Source organism: Pseudomonas sp. GYB4201 (assembly GCF_056312595.1).
This window is the reverse complement of record NZ_JBWGIG010000026.1, coordinates 15,945-41,158: the sequence shown is the minus strand read 5'-3', so window position 1 is coordinate 41,158 and position 25,214 is coordinate 15,945. Positions and strand designations below refer to the sequence as shown.

Sequence of the window (25,214 nt, the reverse complement as noted above, 5' to 3'; positions counted from 1 at the left end):
CCGCTGCTACGCGGGTTCCGCGCTCGCCCTTGCCAACCCCGCCACCGACGCCTCCACCAACGCCCGGGCGATCTCGCTGGCGTGCTCCACATGGCGCGCCAACGCGCGCAGGTGCGGCGGGCCGTTTTCCACCAATTCCGCTGCGCCCGCGCTCACGCCTTTCAGGTATTCGCACGCCTGGGTCAGTGCCTCGGTTACGGGCATGCCGTCGCGCACCGCCAAAATTGGCAAATCGCCTGCGCAAGGGCCAAAGGCGTGGTGAGTGGTGAGTGAATCGGTCATGGGTTGGGCGCTCCTGCGCAGTGGTTCAGGGTGGAATCGATCAGCACGTGGCTCAACAGCAATTGGCCGCGCACGGCGTCCAACGCTTCCTGGATGAAGGGTTCCTCGGCCACGACGGCATCGACGATCGGCAGGCGCTGCTCCAACAGGTCCAGCGACTGATTGGCGCGGTCAAGGGTGCGTTTGAGCGCGTGCAAATAATGGGGGATGCGTGGCAGGTTGGCAGGCAGGCCTTGCAGCAGCGCCAGGCTGAGCAGGTCCTTGAGGTCCATGTCGATGCCATTGAAAGGAATATCGGGTGGGTCGGGGGTCGGCTTGACCATGGTGATGCTCCTGACGGTTCAGATGAAACCGCCAAGACTCGCTGCTAAACGAAGAGGTGGCGGTTGTACGTGGGTTAGCAGACCGGTCCGTCAGGTACCCGGCGCATCCGAAGATGCCCCACGCACACCCGCCATAAACAACATTGAAGATGGTTCACCATCCTGCAACGGCTACGAAGGTGCATGCGCCTGACGAAGATTCGGACTGCTAAATCCGGCCACTGATGAGCAGCGGCGGACGGAGATTAGCCTCGTCAAAAAGTCAGTGCAAGCGAAAATCACGAACGACGATGATAGAAACATTTCGTCATTATTTTCTGTGTGTAAGGGGATTATCTCAGATCTTGTGTGAAATTTCCTAGGACATTTCCGAAGACGGATTAAAAGGGCCTTTACCGCAACTTTGCAGCGTCGTAAACCTCACTACGTGATCGCTTTCCAATTGCCACAATTGTCACCACTACTCGGTCATCTTCAACCCGGTAAACGAGGCGATAGCCTGCGCTCTTCAACTTGATTTTGTAGTGATCCGGCATCCCGGCCAATGCATCGCCAGCGACTCTTGGGGCCTCCAGCCGCTGACGCAGCTTTTTCTTCAACTGTTCTCGCAGTGTATGGCCCAGCTTTTCCCATTCCTTGAAGGCTGCTGGGACGAACTCAAGCCTATAAGTCATCCAGGTCTACCGGGATGCCCTTTTCGTGTTGACGGGATTTGGCAATTTCGACAAGGTCCAGATCATCCAGACGTTCCATCATGGCTTCAAAAACCTCAGCCGGCACCATGTACCCCATCACTCGATTGTGGTTGAGTACCGCAATCGGCTGACCTTCAGCACTGTTCATGACAGCTGTTGGATTCTTCTTCAGCTCGGAGACGCTGACGGCCATTTCGGCGAGAACGCTTTGCATAATTTAAGCCCTCAATTAAGGTCTTTATTTTGGTCTTTTGTGTGTGACAATGCAAATCTTACACACCCCCACTGGTCCGCCCTAGAGGTAGCGGTGTGTTATGGGAATACGAGATGTCAATACACCGGCTTATAACTCACCCTCAACCCCGCCCCCACATCCCTCGCCAACCCCGGCACATCCTCCATACCTATATTCGCCACGCTCACCCGAATCGCCGCGCCATCCCCCAAGTGAAACGGCTTGCCAGCCTGCACCGCCCACCCATACGACGCCAGCGCCTGCACCGCCGTGGTCTCATCGGCCACGGCAATCCACACATGCAACCCTTCGCCCGGCCCCTCGCAGCGCACGCCTTCGGCGTTCAGCGCGCGAATCAATGCCAGGCGCCGCTGCGCGTAGCTGTCGGCGGCGCGCGCCAGTTGCCCATCGGCCACCACCTGCTGCCACAACCCGGCGGCCAGCCGCTGCAAAAGGTGGCTCACCCAGCGCGACGCCACCGCCTGCAAGCGCTGCATGTCGGCCAGCAACGCCCCGTTTGCCGCCACCACCGACAGGCGCAAATCGGGACCGAGGAATTTGCTCACCGAGGTGATGTGCAGCCAGCGCGCGGGCAGGGGCGCAAGCTGCGCGGGCCCGCCTTGGCTCAAGGGCCCCCAGTGGTCGTCGAGGATCAGCAGCGTCTCGGGGCTGCCTTGCAACGCGGCCGCCCATTCGCGCCAACGGGCGGGTGAAAACGAGCGCCCCGTGGGGTTGTGCGCCCGAGGCGTGAGGATGACAGCGGCCACATCGCCCAACCCGGCAGGGGGGCAGGCGCCGTGCACGTCGCCGGCCAACGGCACGGCCTTGAGCCGCAGGCTCGCCAGCAACGCCAGCACCGGCGGCCAGCAGGGATCTTCCACCAGCACCCGGTTGCCCGGCCGACAGTGCGCGCGCAGGGCTTTTTCCATGGCGTCCATGGCACCGTGGAACACGCCGATATGCTCGGTGGGCAACTGCTGGTCGCGCAGCCATTGCGCGGCCGTGGTCAGCAGCGCCGGATGGTCGCTCTGCAAGTCATGACCCGTGTCGGCGGGCAACTGGTTCAGCCAGTCACCTTGCAGCCGCGGCAGCAACCTGGGGTCGACGTTGCCGCTGGCCACGTCACGCAAATGCGCGGGCAGGGCATGCCGCGCCACGGCTGGCGCCACGCGCTCGGCGACGCGGGTGCCGCGGCGCCCGTCGGTGTCCACCCAGCCGGCATCGCGCAGGTGCTTGTAGGCCGCCGCCACAGTGTTGGGGCTGACCTGCAGCTGGCTGGCGAGCTGGCGCACGGCTGGAAGCAGTTGCCCGGTAACAATTTCGTGGGCACGGATTGCCCGCTCAATCGATTCAGCGATCTCGACAGCGGTGGTGCCTGAAGCCAATAATGTATTCATACATTCACTATATTGTATTGGTACAAATATGAAAAGCGCTTGGTTAGTAAGACATGTGCCGTTTGAGGGTATTGGCGTGTACGGCGCCGTGCTGGAACAGCGTGGCTATCAGCTCCGGGTCATCGAGGCGCCGTTGGCAGCACTGGCCGAACTCGATGCCGGCGAGCCCGACCTGCTGGTAATGCTCGGCGGCCCGCTCGGCGCGTTCGACGAGGCCACGTACCCTTACCTGGCCCAAGCACTGCGCCTGGTGCAACAGCGCCTGGCCAGCGGCAAGCCCTTGCTGGGCATCTGCCTGGGCGCGCAGCTGATCGCCCGCGCGCTGGGCGCCGAGGTCCGCGCCATGGGCTACAAGGAAATCGGCTACGCGCCGGTGACCCTGACTGAAGCGGGCCGGCAGTCGGTGTTGGCCCCCCTGCAAGGGGCCGGGCCGGTGCTGCACTGGCACGGCGACCAATTCCAGATTCCGGCCGGCGCCACCCACCTGGCCCGTTCCGAGCACTGCGCAAACCAGGCGTTCAGCGTCGGCAATGCGGTGCTGGCGCTGCAGTTCCACCCCGAGGCCGATCCACGGCAGCTGGAGGCCTGGCTGGTGGGGCACGCCGCAGAACTGGCCGGCGCCGGTATCGACCCGCGCACGTTGCGGGCACAGGCGGCAATGGTGGGGGACGACCTGGTGCGTGTGAACCAGCACCTGTTCGCGGCCTGGCTCGACCAGGCCGGCGCCTGATGCGCCTGGGCCAACTGGACGCCTTGCTTGTAGGCAAGGCCGTGCCTTTTGCACGCAGGGGCACCCGCAGCGCCATCGCCAAGCAGGCCGTTGAAGGGGCGTTGGCGGCTACGGCCCTCGGCCTGGCGGGCGATGAGCAGGGTGACCTGCGTATTCATGGTGGCGTGGACAAGGCCATCCACCTGTACCCCCGGGAACACTACGCGCGCTGGCAACAGCTTATTGGCGAGCACCCGCTGCTGGCCGCGCCCGGCGCCTTCGGTGAAAACCTCGCCACGGTGGGCATGACCGAGCCAACCATCTGCCTGGGCGATGTCATCCGCTGCGGCACCACGCTGCTGGAGGTCAGCCAGACCCGCCAGCCGTGCTGGAAGCTCAACGACCGTTTCGGCGTGCCGGACATGGCCTTGCGCATGCAGGGCACCGGCATGACCGGCTGGTATTTCCGAGTGCTGGAAGGTGGGCAAATGCGCGCCGGTGACCGCTTCGCCCTGGAGGCCCGACCCCACCCCGACTGGAGCCTGGCGCGGGTGGTGGCGGTGCTGTACCAACGCACCCTGGACCGCGATGAGCTGCTGGGGCTGGCAGCGTTGCCGCTGGTGCCGTCGTGGCAGCGGCTGGTGCAGCGCCGGGTTGAGCAGGCGCAGGTGGAGGATTGGAGTGGCAGGCTATGTGGGCCTGCGCAAATGACAGTAGCAGGGGGTTGAGATGGATATGTACAGGGTTGTGGTGTGCAAGGATAAAAAGCGCTGGTGCGTGGTCGACATCGAACATCTGGACGCCAGGACGATATTGGCCGACGTTACCGCGCGTTTCCCCTTGGAACAAGGCTTCGATATATCGGTGGTGAAAAAGCATGGCGAGAAGCGCCTGCTGGAGGTTTCTCCTGCGGGGGTGAAGATGTTGTCTGCCGAACCACTTTTCGAGTTATTCCCATTTAATTGATTATTGCGGGTCGGCCTTCGTTTGAATGTAGGAGACTTCTGATTTTGCCCGATAGGGTATTCGCTTGAACAAACTTGCATGATAATCATTTTCCTTGGATCCCGATGCCGGGTGACAAGAAGAATCAAGATGATTTATCACGCTAGCTGCTCAGGAGGAACACAATGTCGGACGTGTATCGGGAATCCAATCCAGTCATGGAGATGCTGGCCAAGCTATCCGAACTGTGGAGCACCCGGGCTGCAGTCAATAAGCCTTCCCTGGATATCTCGGCCTTGTTGTTTGATTCAACTCGGCCGGATTTCTGCGAAGCGCTGTTGCCATTTTCCCAACATGACGCATGGCGCGGCGCCGATCCACAGGTGAAATCAAGCTGTCTCTCCTATGCCTGGATCATTTATAACCTGAAGACCATTTATATTGAGTGCGATATTGTCACCCCGGCATGCGAGGACCTGCTCAAGGTCTCGCCGCTCACGGGAGATAGCCGCAGGATGTTCCAGGCGGCCATCGCCGAGGCTTTGCTGGACGAAGCCCTGCACACCAAGATGTCAGTCAGCGCCTGCAACTACATCTACTGCCACCGGCAGCTACCCGTGCTGCAGTTTACCGACTTCAACCTGCTGCGCTGGAAAGACGAGATTCTTTCTTCCTGTTGCGCTGAATGGGAGCGTCGCCTGACCCGCTTCGGCATGGCGTGTGCCAGCGAGACGATGATTACCGACTACCTCAAGCGAATGTCCGAAGACAACGCTATCCAGGCCGTGTGTCGTGAAGTGACACGCACTCATGCGGAAGATGAATGGAGCCACTCAAGCGTGTTCTCCTTTGCCGCCATCGAAATTGTTTCCGACCTGACCAAGGCTGAGCGTAATTACTTGCAGCGCATTATCCGTAAAACAGTGCATATGTTTGCCGATAATGAAATGGGGGCGTGGGGCAGGGTGTTCGCCATGGTCGGCCTGCAAGAGGGTGCCGATATAGTTGCCGACAGTTCCAGTTTTGCCGAGGTCGAAGTCTATACCGATTCGGTGAATTCCCTGTTATCCCGAATTGGCCTCGCATAAACCCGTCACGCCGTTCCTGATATTTATGAAGTTGAGAGGTTGGACGCTTTATGGGCGCGTTTTTATCGTGCGAGTTTGTCAGGCAAGAGTCAGTGGATGTCTGGTCGTTTGGTTTCAAGGCCATGCAACCGCAGCCGGAGCAAACCTTTGACCCGGGGCGTTTCGTGATGATTGATTTTCCCGACGTGCAAGGCAACAGTGGCACCCGTTGTTATTCGATATCTGGCGCTACTGCGCCGGATACGTTCGAGATTTCGGTGCGGCGCAAGGGCGACGGTGGGGTTTCCGATAATTTGGTGAGGCGCCTGCAGCCCGGCGCGCTGGTCAACCTGGTCGACGTTGCAGGCCAGATAACCTCACGGCAACTTGCCGGTAACAGCACGGTACTCATGCTGGCAGCGGGTATCGGTGTAACCGTACCCATTGCGTTGGTGCGGGATATCGCCAAGCAGCATCTGGCGGGCGTCGGTGTGCCCAAGGTGAGGCTGGTCATCGTGACGCCGGTGCTGGAGTGCTTGCCGTTCCTGACGGAGTTGCTGTCCCTGAGTTTGACCGCGGCGTGGTTTGAGTTGAGTGTCAGGCTTACCCGCCAGGCCGTGGTGTCTGGCCACTCCTGCTTCGCTGCGGGTCGGCCCACCGCCGAGGAGGTATTTGGCGGCTCGTCATGGGACAGCGTGGTGATTTGTGGCGGCCTTGCCTTTGCCGATTTTTTCCAGGCGCAGGCGCGTCAACGGCTGCCCCACTGCACGTTGTTCGTCGAAGCGTTTTCGGCCGCTGAGGCGCCGCAACCGCAGGGTGGCGCGAACGCCGTGGCGGTAAAAATCGGCAGCGACACAGTAGTTATAGACTCGGCCAAGAACCTCCTTACAGCGCTTGAGGAGCAAGGCGTCAGTATCCAGCACCAATGCCGTGCGGGCATTTGCGGCCGGTGCAGGATCAAGGTGGTGGACGGCGATTACCGTAGCAACGCCCAGTTGGCGCTTAGCGATAAAGAGCGTCAGCAGGGCTATGTGCTGGCGTGTTGCACGTTCGCGACGGGCGCTGGAATTTCCATCGAAACTGCGGGATAAGCCGGCGTTGGCTGTGACGCGGCCTGCGGCCGCTGCTACGGGTGGGGTGTCAGTGGGAGCCGGCCGCGGGCGGGGCTCCCCCGGGCGGGTGCGGGTGGTGGTGCCGCCCCCCCCCCCCCCCCCCCCCCCGTCCGGCACCCCCCCAGTCATAACTCCGCAAGTTCCACCAACCCCCCATCCCGCCCCAAACGATACCGGCACAAGTCCCCCGCCAACACCAACCGCCCGCCATACTGCGCGGCCGCCTCTTCCCGCACATCGCCAATGCAAGGGCTGCGCTGCGGGTTGTTCTGGTACCGCGCGCTGAAGTGCGTCAGCACCAGGTTCGGCACCCCTGCAGCCTGCGCGAAGCGTGCCACGGCTGCGGCGGTGCTGTGGCCATAGCTGGTGCGGGCGCCTGCCAGTACAGGCTCGGTGAAGGTAGCCTCGTGCACCAGCACGTTGGCGCCCGTGGCGACGCTGGCCAGCAGCTCGGGGCGGTCGTTGTCGCCGCAGACGATCACCCGGTGGCCAGGGCGGGAAGGGCGCTGGTAGTCGCTCGCCCGTATCAGCCGGCCTTCATGGGTCACGTCGTGGCCGCGGGCCAGCTCGCCCCACAGCGGCCCGCGGGGCACGCCGTCGGCCTGCAGGCGGTCGGTGTCCAGGCACGGCTCGGGGTTCAGCTCGTCGAACACGTAGCCGTAGCTGGGCACCCGGTGCGACAGCTCAACGGTGCTCACCTTCATGCTGGCGCAACTCCACGTGCCCAGGGTTTCCAGGGCGTGCAGGCGCAGCTCGTAGGGCAGGTGGGTGTCGCTCACGGCCAGGCTCTGCAGCACCCAGGCCTGCAGGGCATCGGGCAGGATCAGCTCCAGCGGTTCGCTGCGCCCGGACATGCCAGCGCTGGCCAGCAGCCCCGGCAGGCCGAAGCAGTGGTCGCCGTGCACGTGGGTGATGAAGATGGCGCGCAGGTCGCGCACCGACAGCGGCGTGCGCAACAGCTGGTGCTGGGTGCCCTCGCCGCAGTCCACCAGGTACCAGGCCTTGCCCGATGCCTCGATGACGGCGGTGGCGCTGACGTTGCGGGCCTTGGTGGGGACCCCGGAGGAGGTGCCCAGAAACTGCAGGTCCATGGGTTGAATGCCTCGCTGGCAAAAACCCAGTGTAACGCCTACGGGGCGGTGCCGGCAGCCGCCTGGGGGCCGGCCTTCAGGTAGGCGTCGGCGATGCGCTGCAGGGTGCCGTCACTGCGCAGGTTGTCGACGGCCTGGCGCAGGCTGCGCACCATGGCTTCGTCACAGCGTTTGGAGCAGGCAAGGTAGAGGTCCGACTGCATCAGCGGCGGGCTCATCTGCAAGGGCCGGTCCGACACGCCGCGCCAGATGTAGCGGGTTTCCGGCACGCCGTTGAACCAGGCGTCGACGCGGCCCATCAGCAGCAGTTGCGCAGGGTTCTCGCCGATCTGCAGGGGGTAGATCTGCTCGTCGCTGAAGCCCTCCTCGCGCAGTTTCTGCTCCTGGGCGCTGCCGCGGCCCACGGCGATGCGCGCGTAGGCCTGGTGGGCCTGGGCAAACGTCTCGACGCGGCGGTCGAGGCTGAAAAAGGCCCGGTCCATGCTCATGATCGGCGCGATCCAGGTGTAGTCGTTTTCCCGGTCCGGGGTGCGTGACAGGGGGATGATCAGTTGATTGATGCCCTGGCGCACGTCGTGTTGGGCACGCGGCCAGGGCAGCACCAGCAGGTGCAGGTCGAGGCCGGCCTGGGCGGCGGCCTTCAGCGTGGCTTCGCCGACGATGCCGTGCTGGCCGGCGCTGCCGCTCATGCTCAGGGGCGGCGCCTCGGGCAGGTACAGGTCCACCGTGCGAGCCGCCACGGCAAGCGCGGGCAACAGCAGCACGAGCAGGCCGGCGCAGCAGCGCAGCGAACGCTTGAAATGACTCATGGCAGTGACTCAAAACGGGTACGGGGGTGATGCTGTTATTGGCAGGAGCATAGGTGTAAATCGCCATCACTGCACCTGCCCGGGCCCTGTAGCCGCTGGCGAAGCCTGCGCTGGCCCTCCAGTGCGCTGGAAATCTCCAGTGCAGGCGAGGGCCAGCGCAGCCTGTCGGCAGCGGCTACGCAAGGGTCAATTGATGCGGGGGTGCTGTTGCACCAGGTTTTCGCGCTTGGCCTGCAGTTCGGCGATCTGCGCGTCGATGTCCTCGATTTTCTGCTCGATGTTGTCGTGGTGCTCCTGCAGCAGTTCCTTCGCCTCGGCAAGGTCCGACGCGGCGGGGGCGGCGCCGCGCAGCGGCTTGTTGGCGGTTTCCTTCATCGACAGGCCGGTGAGCAGGCCGATCACCGCCACCACCATCAGGTAGTACGCCGGCATGTACAGGTTGCTGGTGGTTTCCACCAGCCAGGCGGCCAGGGTCGGGGTCAGGCCGGCGATCAGCACCGAGATGTTGAAGGCGCTGGCCAGGGCGCTGTAGCGGATGTGGGTGGGGAACATCGCCGGCAGGGTCGAGGCCATGACGCCGATGAAGAAGTTCAGCAGCACGGCAATGACCAGCAGGCCGGCGAAGATCAGCCCCAGGCTGCCGCTGGTGATCAGCATGAACGCTGGAATCGCGAGCACGAACAGGCCTACGCTGCCGGTGATGATGAACGGGCGGCGGCCGACCTTATCGCTCAGCAGGCCGAACACCGGCTGCACGAACAGCATCCCCACCATGATGGCGATGATGATCAACACCCCGCGGTCTTCGCTGTAGTGCAGGTTGTGCGACAGGTAGCTGGGCATGTAGGTGAGCAGCATGTAGTAGGTGACGTTGGTCGCCACCACCATGCCCACGCAGGTCACCAGGCTGCGCCAGTGCTGGGTAGCCACCTCCTTGAACGACACTTTCGGGCCGCCGGCCAGGCCTTCGCGGTCACCCTGTTCAAGCTTTTCCACGTGCTGCTGGAACGCCGGGGTTTCTTCCAGCGCGTTGCGCAGGTACAGGCCGAGCATGCCCAGGGGCAGGGCGAGGAAGAACGGCAGGCGCCAGCCCCATTCCTGGAACTTGTCCTCGCCGATCACCGTGGAGATCAGCACCACCACCCCGGCACCGAAGACGAAGCCGGCAATCGAGCCGAAGTCCAGCCAACTGCCGAGGAAGCCGCGCTTGCGGTCCGGGGCGTATTCGGCGACGAAAATAGAGGCGCCGGTGTATTCGCCGCCCACCGAGAAGCCCTGGGCCATCTTCGCCAGCAACAGCAGGATCGGCGCCCAGATGCCGATGGAGGCATAGGAGGGAATCAGGCCAATGGCGAAGGTGCTCAGGGACATGATGACGATGGTGGCGGCCAGCACTTTCTGCCGGCCGTACTTGTCCCCCAGCGCGCCGAAGAACAGCCCGCCCAGGGGGCGGATCAGGAACGGCACGGAGAAGGTCGCCAGGGCCGCAATCATCTGCACGCTGGGGTTGGCGCCGGGGAAGAAGACCTTGCCCAGCACGTAGGCGACGAAGCCATACACGCCGAAGTCGAACCACTCCATGGCGTTGCCCAGCGCGGCGGCGGTGATCGCCTTGCGCATCTTGACGTCGTCGACGATGGTGATGTCTTTCAAGCCGATGGGCTTGACGCGTGTCTTGCGTAATTTCATACGGATTACTCGGTACCAGAGGTGTCTATCGCATCAGATACGTTGGCACGCAAAATAATTCCATCCTCCCCCCGATCCCGCATCCCGTAGCAGCGGCCACAGGCCGCGTCCCCCCCCCAAAAAAAAACACTTGGATAAATGGTAGTTACACAGGTGTAACACCTGTACTACAGTCAAAGCCGTTATCCGAACTTTGCCACTCGTGTTGCGCGTGAACTTCACGTCGCACCGCGATTGTGCGTGCGCGCAGGAAAAGTTCGAGTTTTGACGCCAGTTAATCGCCGCACCCTGAAGGATGAATTGGCGGCGTCAAATTTAAATAAAGCCACCGCCGCCATTAAACAGAGAGTCAAACAAAATGAGTGCACAGGAAAGTGTTATCTACAGCAAATTGACCGAAGTCTTCCAGGACGTCTTCGACGAGGATGACTTGGCGCTGACCCCCGATACCACGGCTGATGACGTGGAGGGCTGGGACAGCATGGCCCATGTGCGGCTGCTCCTGTCGATCAAGAAGAAGTTCGGCATAGAGTTCGCCGCTTCGGAAACAAGCTCGTTAAAGAACGTCGGCGACCTGGTCGCGGTCATTGCCAAGAAGAGCAAGTAGTCCGCTCACTTTTTATTGATGGGGAACACACCATGTCTCGATTGATCAGCGAACTTCCTTGGTTGGTACATGCACCCGACGACTTCTCCGTGCAATGCCGCGGTTTAAAAGCAGATGCCCCCGAACTGGGTCGAAGTATTCAAGCGCTGGCCAATTGCGCCATGGACGGCAACCAACTTCAAAAACTCGCCGGCGCCATTGGCAAGTTGCAGGCCAGTGATGTTTCCCTGGCGCCATTGACGCCCCTGCGCCTGGCGGTGCTGGGCAACGGCACCCAGGATTTTGTCGCCGCAGCCCTGGTGGCCAGCGCCGCCCGCCATGGCCTGGCGCTGCAGGTGGTGAAGGGTGAATACGACCAGGTGCTGCAGGAGGCCAACGAGGCGCACTCCACGGTCAACGCCTTCCGGCCCCAGGCCGTGCTGATTGCCGTGGACTACCGTGCGCTGCCCTGGCAGCCCACGCCGGGTGACGCCGGCACGGGGCTGGCCAACGTCGAGATGGCCATGAACTACCTGCAAGGCGTGCGCGACGCGGTGCACCGCCACAGCGGTGCCATCTGCATCGTGCAAACCCTGGCGGCGCCCCCGGAAACCCTGTTCGGCAGCTTCGAGCGCCGGGTACCCGGCACCCCGCTGTGGCTGGTGGACGAGCTGAACCGGCGCCTGGTGGACAGCCTGGCCAAGGGCGAAGACCTGCTGCTGGACGTGGCGCAATTGGCCGCCACCGTTGGCCTCGACGCCTGGCACTCGCCCGGCGAGTGGAACCTGGCCAAGCTGCCGTTCGCCAGCGACTGCCTGCCGCTGTACGCCGACCATGTGGCGCGGCTGCTGGCGGCCTGGCGCGGGCGCAGCCGCCGCTGCCTGATCCTTGACCTGGATAACACGGTGTGGGGCGGTGTCATCGGCGACGATGGCGTGGAGGGCATCAAGGTCGCCCAGGGCGACGCCACGGGCGAGGCGCACTTGGCGGTGCAGCGCATGGCCCTGGCGCTGCGCGAGCGCGGCATCGTGCTGGCGGTGTCGTCGAAAAACACCGAGGAAATCGCCCGCAAGCCGTTCCAGGAACACCCGGAGATGCTGCTGCGCGAAGACCATTTCGCTGCGTTCCAGGCCAACTGGCAGGACAAGGCCACCAACATCAAGGCCATCGCCGAGTCGCTGGCCCTGGGCCTGGACGCCATGGTGTTCCTCGATGACAACCCGGTGGAGCGCGGCCTGATCCGCCAGATCCTGCCCCAGGTGGCGGTGCCCGAGCTTGAGGAAGACCCAGCGTCCTACGCCCGCACCCTGGCCGCCGCCGGCTATTTCGAGGCGGTGCTGTTCTCCGAGGAAGACCGCAAGCGCGCCGCCCTGTACCAGGAAAACGCCCGGCGCATCACCCTGCAGCAGCAGGCCGGCGACGTGAACGCCTACCTGGCCTCGCTGGACATGGAAATCGTCTTCAAGCCCTTCGACGCCATGGGCCGCGCGCGGGTGGCGCAGCTGATCAACAAGTCCAACCAGTACAACCTCACCACGCGCCGCTACACCGAGGCCGACGTGCTGGCCGCGGAACAGGAGGCCGGCACCCTGACCCTGCAGGTGCGGCTGATCGACCGCTTCGGCGACAACGGCATGATCAGCGTGATCATCTGCCGGCCCTCGGCCCCCGACACCTGGGCCATCGACACCTGGCTGATGAGCTGCCGGGTGCTTGGCCGGCAGGTGGAAGACAGCGTGCTGTGCGAGATTCTGGCCCAGGCCCGGCAGCGCGGCATCACCCGCCTGGTGGGCGAGTACATCCCGTCGGAGCGCAACATGATGGTGCAGAAGCACTACCAGAAGCTGGGCTTTGCCCAGGTGGGTGAAGAGCCCAACGGCACCACGCTGTGGGAGCTGGGCACTGACGTCGAGAAATCGGCACCGCTGATGCGCGTACGGCACGAAAGCGCCTGACCGTCCCAACAACAAGAACAACGGAGCAGGCTGATGGACGACACTCCCAACGAGCAGAGCAAGCCCAGGCTGCCGCGGCGCGACCTGGTGCTGATACCCATGCTGGTCGGCGTCACCCTGGCGGTGCTGCTGGGCGCCGGCGAGGGCTTGGCGCGTTATTTCTACCCGGCGCAGCAGCTGGACAGCTGCCAGATTCCCGACGACATCATGGGCACGCGGTTCAAGCCCGACTGCACCTCCAGCACCAAGGCCCCCGAGGGGCCCTGGGTGACCAACCACTACAACGACTGCGGCTTCCGCTCCCAGGGCAGCTGCGCCAGCAAGCCGGCGGGTGCGTTGCGCATCGTCGCCTTCGGCTCGTCGCTGACCCAGGGCTACCTGGTGCCGTACGAGCAGTCCTACCCGGTGCGTGTCGGCGCCAGCCTGGCTACCTCTTGCCACCGCGCCATCGACGTGCAGGACGTGGCCAGCATCGGCTACAACTGGAGCCGCGCCAAGCTGGACTTCGATGAGGCGGTGAAACTGGCGCCGGACCTGCTGATCACCAGCATCGTGCCGTTCGACCTGGAGCGCGACCCCGCCGACTTCGAGGCCAGCAGCGCGCCAGCGGCGCCGGCCCCCGAGCCGCCACTGCTGAACCGCCTCTACGTGGCCATCAAGGAGCAGGCGCGCTCGGCGTACGTTGCCCAGTACTTCTACTTCAAGAACGCCGAGGCGTTCACCGACCTCTACCTGCACTACGGCGAGAAGGCCAACTTCCTGCGCACGCCGTTCACGCCGTTCTGGCAGAGCCGCCTGGACACCTACGAGAAACTGCTCGCCGACATGGCTGACCAGGCCCGTGCCGCCCACGTGCCGCTGGTGCTGGTGTACGTGCCGCAACGGGCGCAGGTGGCGATGATCAGTGGCACGCGTACGCCGCCGGGCGTCGACCCCTGGGCGTTCAGCCGGGCCATCGGCGACATTGCGCGGCGCCACGGCATTGTTTACGTCAACACCAGCGACGAGTTCAGCCACCTGAGAAACGCCGCCGACCTGTATTACCCGGTGGACGGCCACCCTTCGGGGGCAGGCCACGCGGTGATTGCCGACGCCGTGGTGCAGCGGCTGGTAAACCTGCCCGACGACCGCTTCGCCAGCTGTGCCACTGGGGCGGCCACCGCCGCCTTGCAGCCGAGGACCGCGCCATGAACGTACCGTCATTCGAATTCCTGGGCTTTGCCGCCATTGCCGCGCTGGTGTTCAACCTGTTCCTGGCGGCAGGCTGGCGCCAGGCGGTGCTGCTGGCCACCAACCTGGTGTTCTTCGCCACCCTGATGCCCAGCGCCACCGCCCGCGTGCCGTTCCTGCTGTTCCTGGCCTTCGGCTTCGGCCTGATGCGCCTGGTGCAGCGCACGCCGGGGGCCGACCACCGGCTGCTGTTCGCCGGCTCAGTGCTGGCGATCGTGCTGGTGTTCGCCTGGCTGAAGAAGTACGGGTTTTTCCCCTCGGGGATGTTCCTGGCGTTTCCCTACGCCACCGTCGGCCTGTCCTACGTGTTCTTCCGCGTGCTGCACCTGGTGATCGACGCCCGTGGCGGCACCTTGCCGCCGATCACGGCGCTGGGCTACGTCAACTACACGCTGAACTTCACCGCGTTGATCTCCGGGCCTATCCAGCGTTACCCCGACTACAAGGCGCAGGCCGACACGCTGTCGCGGCCCGACCTGATCATCGCCGGGCAGGGCGTGGAGCGCATCTTCATCGGCTTCTTCAAGGTGTTCGTGCTGTCCCATGTGCTGCATGACCTGCAGTTGCAGGCGCTGGCATTGCTGCCGGAAACCCCCGGGCTGTGGGGCACGGCGGCCCAGGGCGTGATCGTTGCCGTGAGCTACCCGCTGTTCCTGTACTGCAATTTCTCCGGCTACACCGACGTGGTCATCGGCGTGGGCTATTTCTTCGGGCTGCGCCTGCCGGAGAACTTCAACAAGCCCTTTATCGCCGAGAACTTCATCAACTTCTGGGGCCGCTGGCACATGTCGCTGTCCAACTGGTTGAAGACCTACGTCTACAACACCGTGCTGATGAGCTTGATGGAGCGCTTCCCGGCGCGCAGCGTCGAGCCGTTCCTGGGCGTGCTGGCGTTCTTCGTGACGTTTTTCCTGGTGGGTATCTGGCACGGGCAAACTTCGGAGTTCGTGATGTTCGGCCTGTTGCAGGGCGGCGGCGTGGCGGCGAACAAGCTGTACCAGATCCAGATGGCGCAGCGCCTGGGCAAGAAACCGTACAAGGCCTTGTGCGCCAACCCCCTGTACCTGATTGCCGCGCGTGGGCTGACCTTTGCCTGGTTTGCCTTCACGCTGTTCTGGTTCTGGGCCAGCTGGGCGCAGATTGGTGCCTATTACGCGGCGCTGGGCTGGGTCGGCACCTTGCTGGTGTGGGCACTGGTGTGGGGCGGCGCAGCAGTGGTCATCGAAGCGGTGCGCCAGCTGTGGGCCGTGGTGCTGTTGCTCAAGGCCGGTGGCGCGCCGGTGGCGCAGTCGCGCTACACGCGCACCGTGGCGATCACCGTGGTGGCGACCCTGACCACGGTATTCATCCTGCTGGCCAACTCTCCAGCCCCGGACATCGTCTACAAAACGTTCTAGCCCCTGCGGCGCAGGATTCGCGTAGCAGCTGCCGAAGGCTGCGTCCAAAAACACTGCAATGCACCTGATACAACGCGGCGCCGGTGGACGCGGCCTTCGGCCGCTGCTACGGAGGACTCGCGTAGCAGCTGCCGAAGGCTGCGTCCGGAAACACTGCGGTGCACCTGATACGCCGCGGCGCCGGTGGAGGCGGCCTTCGGCCGCTGCTACGGGAGGAGTGTGGCGATTACCTTTGCCGCCATCCGTGCCTGCAGCGCCTGCCCCTGCGCTGTCAGGTGAATGCGGTCGCTGGCGAACAGCGGCGGCGGGTAGGGGCCGGCGGGGCGGTTGAACGCCGGCTCGCTGGCCCAGTCGATCACCGCGTCGCAGCTGTCCAGCGGCGCGCGGAGGGCGGCGTTGACCACCATCAAGGTGCTGTTGGCGCGTGGCTCGGCGCTGCGGATCACGTCGGCCACGCACACCACCTTGGCCCCGGCCTTGTGCGCCAGGGCGGCGCCGCGGCGGTAGGTGGCGAGGATGTCGTCGGCGCTTTGCCCCGATTGCTGGTCGTTGTAGCCGCCTTGCAGGATGACGACCTTGTTCGGCGAGCGGCTCGCGGCAAGGTTGGGCAGGGCATATTGCGCCCACAGGCCCACGGCGTCGGCTAGCCGCCCGCCATAGCGCGCGGCATTGACCAACTGGATATCGTCGCGGCCCAACTGGCGGATCATCTGCTGCGGCCAGCCTTGCTGGAACGGCGCGCCGCTGCCATCGGAATGGCTGTCACCCAGCACCACGATCACCCCGCCCGTAGGCGCCGGCAGGCCGAAGGTCTGTGCCAGCGAGGCGTTCAACGCGACACGCGTGCCAGCGTCCAGCGGCCAGGGCACGATGATCGCCGCCGACATATTCACCAGCCCCGAGCGATCGCCGCCGCTCAGGCCCAGGCTGCCACCGGCCAGCGGCGTGGCATTGCCGCCGGGGGTGGTTGTGGAAGTGCCGAGCATGTCCAGGGTCTTGCCCTGGGCGTCGGCGCTGCAGACGATGATTGCCGGGGTCTCGGTCGGTACCACGGCGGCGTACGCGTTTTCACCCGCGCCGTCGCAAGCGGTGGGCCGGGTGCTGTAGTGGGCGAATTCCAGGCCCGCATTGCGGTCGGCGATATCGCCCACCGTCACGAACCCGACTGGCGCGAACGCCGAGGTGGCCGCGCCGATCACCGCCAGGGTGAAGTGGTTGGCCGCCAGGGTCACGCTGGCGGGCAGGTTCAGGTAGGTGTTGGCCGGGTCCCATTCACCCGCACCCGCGTGGGCGTCGAACAGCACCGCGCGGCTGTTGCCGTGGCGGCGCTCGGCACTGAGCACGGGGCGCAGGGTGGCATCGGGCTGGGTGGCATCGTTGTTGCCGCCGCCCTGGTCGTGCCACACCGCAATACGGGCGAGGGCGCCGGGGGCCAGCGATCCGTCGGCGAGGAAGCTCAGCGCCTTGCCTTCAGCCGTGATGGCCGGGCCCTGGTAGCAGCGGCTCAACAGGTGGGTGCCGTAGGCGGTGGGGCGCAGCACGGCCAGGGCGAACTGCGCGCCGCTGCCGTGGGTGGAAGAGGCCGTTACAGGCTCGGGCCCCAGGCAGTCGTGCAGCAACGGTTGGGTGACGCTGACCTCGGCGATGCCTGTATCGGCGGTCACCTTCGCGACGCTGACCGTGGCGCCCCCGGGCAACGCCAACGTGTCGCCAGCCCGGTAACCGCTGCCAGCCACTACCGGCGTGGCGCCGGTGACATACAGCCCGATCGCATCCAACGGCAGCGGCGCCGCCTGCACGCCGAGGCTCGCCACCCATAACCACGCCAGCACACCGGGTTTGCAAGGGCACGCCATGGCCACCTCCTGAGGGTAAACCAGGTAGCGTAGCCGCTGCCGCCAGGCTGCGCTGGCCCTTGAGTGCACTGAAAATCTCCAGTGTGGGTAAGGACCAGCGCAGCCTTCGGCAGCGGCTACGGGTAGCTTCAGGCGCTTTGCAGCCGTTCCCTGGCCCAGTAGCGCGGGTCGTCCATGACGCGGTTGTCGTTGTGCAGGTGGCCGGGCATGCGTGCCTGCAGGTAATCGATCCATGACTTTATCTTGGCATCGACGAAACGCCGCGACGAATACAGCGCATACACGTTGCGGTCAGGCGCCTTGTACGTCGGCAGCACCCGTTGCAGGGTGCCGGCCTTCAACGCGTTGGCGGCAATGAAGCTGGGCAGCAGGCACAGGCCCATGCCGGCCACGGCGCCCGACAGCAATGCATCGGACAGGTTGACCCGGAACGTCTCGCCCGGGGTAAAGCTTTCCTCACCCTTGGGCCCGACCAGGCTCCAGGTGTCGTCGCGCAAGGGCAGGGCCAGCCGCAGGCAGGTGTGGCTCGCCAGGTCGTCGAGGCTGCGCGGCGTGCCGTGCCGTTGCAGGTACTGGGGCGCGGCGCAGATCACCCCACAGAAGCGCCCCAGCGGCTGGCCGACCATCTCGGAATCGGGCAGGTGCTCGGACAAGGCAATGGCCATGTCGAACTGCTCTTCCACCAGGTTCACCGGCCGCCGCTCCAGCGTCAGGTCCAGCGTGACCTGGGGGTGCAGGCGGGTGTAGTCGGGCACCAGTGGCATCAGGCATTCCAGGCCGAACTCGGTCACCGCGTGCACGCGCAGGCAGCCGCTGGCCGTGAGGCAGGCCTCGCCGGCTTCCAGGGTGGCGTCGTCGATCAGCGCGAGAATTTCCCGGCAACGCGCCAGGTAGCGCGCGCCCACTTCGGTGAGCGAGCGCGAGCGGGTGGTGCGCTGCATCAGCCGCGCCTTGAGGATGTTCTCAAGCTCGGTGACCGAGCGCGACGCCTGGGCGGTGGAAATGCCCAGGCTGTGCGCGGCAGCGGTGAAGCTGCCGGTTTCGGTGACTTTGACGAAGGCCTGCATCGCGTTGATGAGATCCATTGGTTAAACCCTTGCTGACAGTGGGCTTCAACCACCGCCGGCCAGCGCCATGATGCTGGCCTTGCAGGTGTGAAGCGATTCGATGAACAGGTCGGCGCGCGCCTTGAAGCGCGCAGTGGGGGCGACGATGGCCACCGCATGGGGCCCGGCGAACGTCGGCACCAGGATGGAACAGGCGCTGATACCGGTGACGAACTCCTCGTGGTCGAAGGCGACGCCGGTCTGGCGAATGCCGGTCATCTCCGCCAACAGCGTGGCCAGGTCATGGGTGGCCGGGGTCAGGCGTGGCAGCGCCTGGCCCAGGCAGTCGGCGACCTCGCGGTCGGTGAGGGTCGACAGCAGCACCTTGCCGTCGGCCGTGGCGTGCATGGGCATCGGCTGGCCCACCGGGAACACCACACGCAGCGGGTGCTCGGCCACCACCCGGTCGATCACCGAGGTCTGGCCCCGGCGCATGCACGACAGGGTCACGCTTTCCTGCACGGTGTCGCTCAGCTCGTCCAACGCCTTGTGGGCGATGGTGACGATGTCCACGTGGGTCTGGTGGACCAACTGCGCGAACGCCGGCCCCAGGCGAAAACCCGTGCCCGGGCGCACCGGCTCCACCAGCGCCTCGCTTTCCAGTGCCGCGACGATGCGCTGCACGGTGGAGCGCGCCAGCCCGACCTGCTGGGCGATGGCCGCCAGGCTCAGGCCTTTGGGGTGCTCGCCCAGGCTGCGCATGATGGCGCTGGCGCGGGCGATCACCTGAATGCCGCCTGCGCGCGTGTCGTCGATGTCGTGTTGCTCTTTCACCTGGCCTTGCCCTCTGGAATGTGTCGCGGCTGCCTGCCAGCCGCCAAGGAAGACGCGCAGTGTACCGATTCGTCGTCCTGGCCTGCACCGCGGCCTGAGGTTGCGTCGTCGCCGATAACCACATTATGATACATCGAATCGCATCGTGGTTAAATTCTCATCCCATTGAATTTCCCCTGTCGGGTTCCAGCCCGACGGGCGGGGCGAGTGCGTTTCATCTGGAACCTGGAGAACGAACATGAAGATCAGTCCCAACCGCAGCCGTTGGTGCGCCTTGCCGCTGTCGGCCCTGCTGCTGTGCGCCTGCAAGGAGGCCCAGCCGCCTGCCGACGTGCGCCCGCCGGAAGTCGGCGTGGTCACCCTGAAGAGCCAGCAGGTGCTGCTGAGCAGTGACCTGCCGGGCCGTACCTCGGCCTACCGCGTGGCAGAAGTGCGCCCGCAAGTCAGCGGCATCGTGGTCAAGCGCTTGTTCGAAGAAGGCGCGGTGGTGAAGAAGGGTCAGCAGCTGTACCAGATCGACCCGGCCACTTACGAGGCCGCGGTGGACAAGGCCCAGGCCAACCTCGACAGCACCCGTAACCTGGCCCAGCGCTACCAGCGCCTGGTCGACAGCCGCGCCATCAGCCGCCAGCAGTACGACGACGCCGACGCCAACTACCGCCAGGCCCAGGCCGACCTGAAAACCGCGCGCATCAACCTGGAATACACCAGGGTGCTGGCGCCGATCGACGGCCGTATCAGCCGTTCCGCCGTCACCGAGGGTGCGCTGGTCAGCAACGGCCAGGCCGATGCATTGGCCTCGATCAACCAGCTGGACCCCATCTATGTCGACGTCACCCAGGCGTCCACCGACATGCTCAAGCTGCGCCGCGAACTGGATTCCGGGCAGCTGGCCATGGCCGGCCCCGACCAGGTCAAGGTGCAACTGCGTCTTGAAGATGGCACGGCCTACAGCGAGGCCGGCGCGCTGAAGTTTTCTGAAGTGACGGTGGACCCCACCACCGGCGCGGTCACCCTGCGCGCGGCGTTCGCCAACCCCAGGGGCATCCTGCTGCCGGGCATGTTCGTCCATGCCACGTTGGCCGAAGGCGTGCGCGAGGATGCCATCCTGGTGCCGCAACAGGGCGTGACCCGCGACCTCAAGGGCGAGGCCACGGCGTTGGTGGTAGGCGCCGACAACAAGGCCGAACTGCGCTCGGTCAAAACCCTGCGCGTGGTAGGCAACCAATGGCTGGTGGAATCGGGCCTGGCGGCCGGTGACCGGGTGATCACCGAAGGCGTGCAGCGCGCACGGCCGGGCATGAGCGTGGCGGCGGTGGCGGCGCAAAACGTCGACGTTGCAGCGCCCCTGGCCAGCGCCGCCCGGTAATGGCGGCGTCCCCTTTCTTTCAAGGTAACTGCGTAAATGGCTAACTTTTTCATCAACCGGCCGATCTTCGCCTGGGTGGTCGCGATCGTGATCATGCTGGCGGGGGGGCTGGCGATCCTCAAGCTCCCGATCAACCAATACCCCAACATCGCGGCCCCGGCGGTGAACATCACCGTGACCTACCCGGGGGCCTCGGCGCAGACCGTGCAGGACACCGTGGTGCAGGTCATCGAGCAGCAACTGAACAACCTCGACGGCCTGCGCTACATGTCGTCGGAGAGCAACAGCGACGGCAGCACCAACATCACCGTCACCTTCGACCAGGGCACCGACCCGGACATCGCCCAGGTGCAGGTGCAGAACAAGCTGCAACTGGCGACCCCGCTGCTGCCTGAAGAAGTGCAGCGCCAGGGCCTGCGCGTGGCCAAGTACCAGGTCAACTTCATGCTGATCGTGGGCCTGTACTCCGAAGACGGCTCGATGGACGACTTCGACATCGGCAACTACATCGCGTCGAACATGAAAGACCCGGTGCTGCGCACCAAGGGCGTGGGCGACTACCTGATGCTGGGCGCGCAGTACGCCATGCGCATCTGGGTCGACCCGGAAAAGCTGGTGAGCTACCAGCTGACGCCCCAGGACGTGATCGATGCGGTGGCGTCGGAAAACGTCCAGGTGTCGTCCGGTTCCCTGGGCGGCCTGCCGACCCGCAAGGGTGTGCAACTGAACGCCACCATCCTGGGCAAGTCGCGCATGACCACTGCCGAGGAGTTCCGCGAGATCCTGCTCAAGGTCAACCCCGACGGCTCCCAGGTGCGCGTCAAGGATGTGGCCGAGGTTGGCCTGGGCGCGGAGAACTTCTCCATCTCCGGCACCTATAACGGCAAGCCGGCGGCGGCCTTGGCCCTGCGCCTGGCCACCGGCGCGAACCTGCTGGACACCGTGAAAAACGTGCGCGACACCGTCGCCCGGCTGCAACCCTACATGCCCAAGGGCCTGAAGGTGGTGTTCCCCTACGACACCTCGCCGGTGGTGGGCGCCTCGATCCATGAGGTGGTCAAGACCCTGTTCGAAGGCATCGTGCTGGTGTTCCTGGTCATGTACCTGTTCATGCAGAACCTGCGCGCCACGCTGATTCCCACCCTGGCGGTGCCGGTGGTGCTGTTGGGTACCTTCGGCGTGCTGTCGGCGTTCGGCTTCACCATCAATACCTTGACCATGTTCGGCATGGTGTTAGCCATCGGCCTGTTGGTGGACGACGCCATTGTGGTGGTGGAAAACGTGGAACGGGTGATGGTCGAGGATCACCTGTCGCCCAAGGAGGCCACGCAAAAATCCATGGGCCAGATACAGGGTGCGCTGGTGGGCATCGCCATGGTGCTCAGCGCGGTGTTCGTGCCCATGGCCTTCTTCGGCGGTGCCACGGGCATCATCTACCGGCAGTTCTCGGTGACCATCGTCTCGGCCATGGCCCTGTCGGTGCTGGTGGCCATGGTCTTTACCCCGGCCCTGTGCGCCACGCTGCTCAAGCCGGTCAGCCACGACCATCACCACAAGCAAGGTTTCTTCGGCTGGTTCAACCGCACCTTCGACCGTGGCGCCGACCGCTACAAGGGCGGGGTGGCGGCCATTGCCAGGCGCAAGGGGCTGTTCATGCTGGTGTGGGCGGTGATCGTCGCCGGCGTGGTGCTGCTGTTCCCGAAAATCCCCACGGCGTTCCTGCCCGATGAAGACCAGGGCACCATGGTGGTCCAGGTGCAGATGCCGCCCAATACCGCCGCCGGGCGCACCCAGGTGGTGCTGGACCAGGTGCGTGATTACCTGCTGAAAGACGAAAGTGCCATCGTCGAATCGGCCTACACGGTAAACGGCTTCAACTTCGCCGGGCGTGGGCAGAACTCGGGCATGCTGTTCATCGGCCTCAAGCCCTGGGAAGAGCGCGAGGGCAAGGACACCTCGATCTTCAACCTGGCTACGCGCCTGCAAAAAATGGGCTCGGCCATCAAGGACGGCACCGTGGTGGCCATCGTGCCGCCGGCCATTCTCGAGCTGGGCAACGCCAAGGGCTTTGACCTGTACCTGCAGGACAACACTGGCATGGGTCATGAACAGCTGATGGAGGCGCGCAACAAGTTCCTGCAACTGGCGGCGCAGAACCCGCTGCTGATGAACGTGCGCCCTAACGGCCTGAACGACGAACCGCAGTACAAGGTGGTGATCGACGACGAGAAGGCGCGGGCGCTGCAGGTGAGCATCGCCGACATCAACGAGACCATGACCACCGCCTGGGGCTCGTCCTACGTCAACGACTTCGTCGACCGCGGGCGCGTGAAGAAGGTGTACGTGCAGGGCCAGGTCGACTCGCGCATTTCGCCCCAGGACTTCGACAAGTGGTACGTGCGCAACAACAAGGGCGAGATGGTCAAGTTCTCGGCGTTCGCTTCGGGCTACTGGACCTACGGCTCACCGAAGCTTGAGCGCTACAACGGCATTCCGGCGGTGGAGATTCAGGGTGAACCGGCGCCCGGCCACAGCACCGGCGAGGCCATGGCCGAGGCGGAGAAGATCCTTGCGCAGCTGCCTTCGGGCATCGGTATCCAGTTCACCGGCATTTCCTATGAGGAGCGCTCGGCGGGCTCCCAGGCGCCGGCCTTGTACGCCATCTCCCTGCTGATCGTGTTCCTGTGCCTGGCCGCGCTGTATGAAAGCTGGTCGGTGCCGGTGGCGGTGATCATGGTGGTGCCGCTGGGTGTCATTGGTGCGGTCATCGCCACCCTGGCGCGTGGCCTGTCCAACGACGTGTTCTTCCAGGTCGGCCTGCTGACCACGGTGGGGCTATCGGCGAAGAACGCCATCCTCATCATCGAGTTCGCCAAGGCCTTGCATGAAGAACACGGCAAGCCGTTGCTGGAAGCCGCGGTGGAAGCGGCGCGGCTGCGCCTGCGGCCGATCATCATGACCTCGCTGGCGTTCATGCTCGGCGTGCTGCCGCTGGCCATCTCCAACGGCGCCGGCTCCGGCAGCCAGCACTCCATCGGCACTGGCGTGGTCGGCGGCATGGTCACCGCGACGTTCCTGGCGGTGTTCTTCGTGCCGATGTTCTTTGTGTTGATCTGCAACCTGTTCAGCAAGAAACCCGCGCAACAACCTGCGCCGGCGGTGGGAGAAGAAGCATGAGACACACAGGCTTGAAACTGGCCGCGCTGGTGGCGGCCATGGCGCTGGGCGGCTGTTCGCTGATCCCGGCGTACCAGCGGCCCGAGGCGCCGGTGCCGCAGCAATGGGACAGCCCGGCGCAAGCAGTGGCCGGGGGCACCCTGGCCAGCTGGCCGGTGTTCTTCAAGGACGCGCGCCTCAAGGACCTGATTGGCCAGGCGCTGGAGAACAACCGTGACCTGCGCGTGGCGGCCTTGAACGTCGAGAAGGCCCAGGCGCTGTACCGCATCCAGCGCGCCGACCTGTTGCCCACCATCGGCGCCACGGTGGCGGGCGACAGCCAGCGCACGCCGGCGGACCTGAGCACCACCGGGCGCACCCAGGTTACCCACGTCAACAGCGCTGGCATTGGCTTCACCGCCTATGAGCTGGACTTCTTCGGGCGGGTACGCAGCCTGAACGAGGAGGCGCTGGAAACCTACCTGCAGGGCGTGGACGCGCAGCGCAGCGCGCACATCGCCCTGGTGGCGGAAGTGGCCAGCGCCTGGTACCAGCTGCAGGCCGACCAGCAGCTGCTGGCCATTGCCCGCCAGACCCTGGCCAGCCAGCAGGCCAGCTATGCGCTGGTGAAGAGCAGCTACGACAATCAGGTGTCCACCGAGCTGGACCTGAGCCAGGCCGAGAGCACCGTACGCACGGCGCAGTCGAGCCAGGCGCAGTACACCCGCCAGGTTGAGCAGGACAAGAACGCCCTGGTGCTGCTGGTGGGCAAGCCGCTGGCACCCGAGGTGTTCCAGGCGGTACAAGGCTTGCCGGCTGGCATGGACGAGAACCTGCCGGTGGGCCTGCCTTCGGACCTGCTGACCCTGCGCCCGGACATCCAGGCGGCCGAGCACGCCCTGAAGGCTGCCAACGCCGACATCGGCGCCGCGCGCGCAGCGTTCTTCCCCAGCATCAGCCTGACCGCCTCGGCGGGCTCGGCCAGCAGCGACCTGGGCCATCTGTTCGCAGGCGGGCAGGGCGCCTGGAGCTTTGCGCCGAGCATCAACCTGCCGATCTTCAACGCTGGCCGCAACCGCGCCAACCTGGACGCGGCCAAGGTGCAGAAGTCCATCGAAGTGGCCAACTACCAGAAGGCCATCCAGGTGGCCTTCCGCGAAGTGGCGGACGGCCTGGTGGCCCAAGGCACGTTGAACGACCAGGTGAACGCCGACAGCCTGTTGGTGACGGCGAACATGCGCAGCTACCAGCTGGCCGACCGGCGTTACCAGGAAGGGGTGGACACCTACCTCAACAGCCTGGATGCACAGCGCAACCTGTTCGCCTCGCAGCAAACCCTGGTGCAAAGCCAGCTGGCGCGGCTGAACAACAGCGTGTCGCTGTACAAGGCGCTGGGCGGCGGGCAGTAGGATCGGCGCCGGTGACGCGGTA

At 64.9% G+C, this 25,214-nt stretch carries 23 protein-coding genes; 12 read left to right on the top strand and 11 right to left on the bottom strand.

The annotated features are described in order from the left end of the window. Positions 1-6: 6 nt before the first annotated feature. The 5 genes from AC0Z2B_RS22265 to AC0Z2B_RS22245 all read right to left on the bottom strand — a co-directional run bounded on the left by AC0Z2B_RS22265 (position 7) and on the right by AC0Z2B_RS22245 (position 2,932). Positions 7-282 carry a hypothetical protein gene (locus AC0Z2B_RS22265; protein WP_476299479.1) on the bottom strand — a complete coding sequence of 92 codons (276 nt, stop codon included), beginning with the start codon at positions 280-282 and terminating at the stop codon, positions 7-9. After that, positions 279-605, bottom strand: a complete 327-nt coding sequence (locus tag AC0Z2B_RS22260; protein ID WP_476299477.1) for a hypothetical protein — start codon at positions 603-605, stop codon at positions 279-281. Before AC0Z2B_RS22260 ends, AC0Z2B_RS22265 begins: the two co-directional genes overlap by 4 nt. A 392-nt stretch (positions 606-997) precedes the next feature. Then, positions 998-1,279 (bottom strand): type II toxin-antitoxin system RelE family toxin, encoded by a 282-nt coding sequence (locus tag AC0Z2B_RS22255; RefSeq protein ID WP_416423961.1) that lies wholly within the window; start codon positions 1,277-1,279, stop codon positions 998-1,000. Next, entirely contained in the window at positions 1,269-1,514 is a 246-nt protein-coding gene (locus AC0Z2B_RS22250; RefSeq protein ID WP_416423962.1) for a type II toxin-antitoxin system prevent-host-death family antitoxin, read from the bottom strand. Before AC0Z2B_RS22250 ends, AC0Z2B_RS22255 begins: the two co-directional genes overlap by 11 nt. 116 nt (positions 1,515-1,630) lie before the next feature. Next, positions 1,631-2,932, bottom strand: a complete 1,302-nt coding sequence (locus AC0Z2B_RS22245) for an aminotransferase class I/II-fold pyridoxal phosphate-dependent enzyme (protein WP_476299475.1) — start codon at positions 2,930-2,932, stop codon at positions 1,631-1,633. A 28-nt stretch (positions 2,933-2,960) separates the two neighbouring features. Between AC0Z2B_RS22245 and AC0Z2B_RS22240 the strand changes: the two genes are divergently transcribed. The 5 genes from AC0Z2B_RS22240 to AC0Z2B_RS22220 all read left to right on the top strand — a co-directional run bounded on the left by AC0Z2B_RS22240 (position 2,961) and on the right by AC0Z2B_RS22220 (position 6,744). After that, positions 2,961-3,662, top strand: coding sequence for a glutamine amidotransferase (locus tag AC0Z2B_RS22240; protein WP_476299473.1), 702 nt, complete (start codon positions 2,961-2,963; stop codon positions 3,660-3,662). Further along, positions 3,662-4,369: an MOSC domain-containing protein gene (locus AC0Z2B_RS22235; protein WP_476299471.1), complete on the top strand. Its 708-nt coding sequence runs from the start codon at positions 3,662-3,664 to the stop codon at positions 4,367-4,369. Before AC0Z2B_RS22240 ends, AC0Z2B_RS22235 begins: the two co-directional genes overlap by 1 nt. 1 nt (position 4,370) lies before the next feature. Then, entirely contained in the window at positions 4,371-4,607 is a 237-nt protein-coding gene (locus AC0Z2B_RS22230) for a hypothetical protein (RefSeq protein WP_476299469.1), read from the top strand. A gap of 164 nt (positions 4,608-4,771) precedes the next feature. Further along, positions 4,772-5,674, top strand: a complete 903-nt coding sequence (locus AC0Z2B_RS22225; RefSeq protein WP_476299467.1) for a diiron oxygenase — start codon at positions 4,772-4,774, stop codon at positions 5,672-5,674. A gap of 50 nt (positions 5,675-5,724) precedes the next feature. After that, complete coding sequence (locus tag AC0Z2B_RS22220) at positions 5,725-6,744, top strand: 2Fe-2S iron-sulfur cluster-binding protein (protein WP_476299465.1); 1,020 nt, start codon at positions 5,725-5,727, stop codon at positions 6,742-6,744. A gap of 146 nt (positions 6,745-6,890) precedes the next feature. On the opposite strand, the gene AC0Z2B_RS22215 is transcribed toward AC0Z2B_RS22220, so the two are convergent. The 3 genes from AC0Z2B_RS22215 to proP form a co-directional block, all read right to left on the bottom strand. After that, positions 6,891-7,856 carry an MBL fold metallo-hydrolase gene (locus AC0Z2B_RS22215; RefSeq protein WP_476299463.1) on the bottom strand — a complete coding sequence of 322 codons (966 nt, stop codon included), beginning with the start codon at positions 7,854-7,856 and terminating at the stop codon, positions 6,891-6,893. Between the two features lie 38 nt (positions 7,857-7,894). Beyond that, positions 7,895-8,665 (bottom strand): substrate-binding periplasmic protein, encoded by a 771-nt coding sequence (locus tag AC0Z2B_RS22210; protein ID WP_476299461.1) that lies wholly within the window; start codon positions 8,663-8,665, stop codon positions 7,895-7,897. 186 nt (positions 8,666-8,851) lie between these two features. Further along, complete coding sequence (gene proP, locus AC0Z2B_RS22205; protein WP_476299459.1) at positions 8,852-10,354, bottom strand: glycine betaine/L-proline transporter ProP; 1,503 nt, start codon at positions 10,352-10,354, stop codon at positions 8,852-8,854. A 358-nt stretch (positions 10,355-10,712) separates the two neighbouring features. On the opposite strand from proP, the gene AC0Z2B_RS22200 reads away from it, so the two are divergent. Genes AC0Z2B_RS22200 through AC0Z2B_RS22185 form a run of 4 tightly spaced genes read left to right on the top strand, consistent with a single transcriptional unit; the run spans position 10,713 to position 15,522 of the window. After that, on the top strand, positions 10,713-10,961 hold the full coding sequence (locus AC0Z2B_RS22200) for an acyl carrier protein (RefSeq protein ID WP_476299457.1): 249 nt from the start codon (positions 10,713-10,715) through the stop codon (positions 10,959-10,961). 32 nt (positions 10,962-10,993) lie between these two features. Beyond that, positions 10,994-12,895, top strand: a complete 1,902-nt coding sequence (locus AC0Z2B_RS22195; RefSeq protein WP_476299455.1) for an HAD-IIIC family phosphatase — start codon at positions 10,994-10,996, stop codon at positions 12,893-12,895. 33 nt (positions 12,896-12,928) lie between these two features. After that, complete coding sequence (locus AC0Z2B_RS22190) at positions 12,929-14,086, top strand: SGNH/GDSL hydrolase family protein (protein WP_476299453.1); 1,158 nt, start codon at positions 12,929-12,931, stop codon at positions 14,084-14,086. Beyond that, entirely contained in the window at positions 14,083-15,522 is a 1,440-nt protein-coding gene (locus tag AC0Z2B_RS22185; RefSeq protein ID WP_476299451.1) for an MBOAT family O-acyltransferase, read from the top strand. Before AC0Z2B_RS22190 ends, AC0Z2B_RS22185 begins: the two co-directional genes overlap by 4 nt. A 206-nt stretch (positions 15,523-15,728) precedes the next feature. On the opposite strand, the gene AC0Z2B_RS22180 is transcribed toward AC0Z2B_RS22185, so the two are convergent. From AC0Z2B_RS22180 to AC0Z2B_RS22170, 3 genes are all read right to left on the bottom strand, one after another. Next, a complete protein-coding gene (locus AC0Z2B_RS22180; RefSeq protein ID WP_476299449.1) occupies positions 15,729-17,378 on the bottom strand; it encodes an SGNH/GDSL hydrolase family protein in 1,650 nt (549 codons plus the stop codon). A 128-nt stretch (positions 17,379-17,506) separates the two neighbouring features. Continuing rightward, a complete protein-coding gene (locus AC0Z2B_RS22175) occupies positions 17,507-18,463 on the bottom strand; it encodes a LysR family transcriptional regulator (RefSeq protein ID WP_476299447.1) in 957 nt (318 codons plus the stop codon). Positions 18,464-18,490: 27 nt separating this feature from the next. Beyond that, the gene (locus tag AC0Z2B_RS22170) at positions 18,491-19,258 is read right to left on the bottom strand and encodes an IclR family transcriptional regulator (protein ID WP_476299445.1); all 768 of its coding nucleotides are present in this window, start codon (positions 19,256-19,258) and stop codon (positions 18,491-18,493) included. A gap of 238 nt (positions 19,259-19,496) precedes the next feature. Here AC0Z2B_RS22170 and AC0Z2B_RS22165 point away from each other — a divergent pair, with 238 nt between their 5' ends. Genes AC0Z2B_RS22165 through AC0Z2B_RS22155 form a run of 3 tightly spaced genes read left to right on the top strand, consistent with a single transcriptional unit; the run spans position 19,497 to position 25,192 of the window. Beyond that, entirely contained in the window at positions 19,497-20,627 is a 1,131-nt protein-coding gene (locus AC0Z2B_RS22165; protein WP_476299443.1) for an efflux RND transporter periplasmic adaptor subunit, read from the top strand. Between the two features lie 36 nt (positions 20,628-20,663). After that, the gene (locus AC0Z2B_RS22160; protein WP_476299441.1) at positions 20,664-23,804 is read left to right on the top strand and encodes an efflux RND transporter permease subunit; all 3,141 of its coding nucleotides are present in this window, start codon (positions 20,664-20,666) and stop codon (positions 23,802-23,804) included. Continuing rightward, complete coding sequence (locus tag AC0Z2B_RS22155) at positions 23,801-25,192, top strand: efflux transporter outer membrane subunit (protein WP_476299439.1); 1,392 nt, start codon at positions 23,801-23,803, stop codon at positions 25,190-25,192. Before AC0Z2B_RS22160 ends, AC0Z2B_RS22155 begins: the two co-directional genes overlap by 4 nt. Positions 25,193-25,214 lie beyond the last annotated feature (22 nt).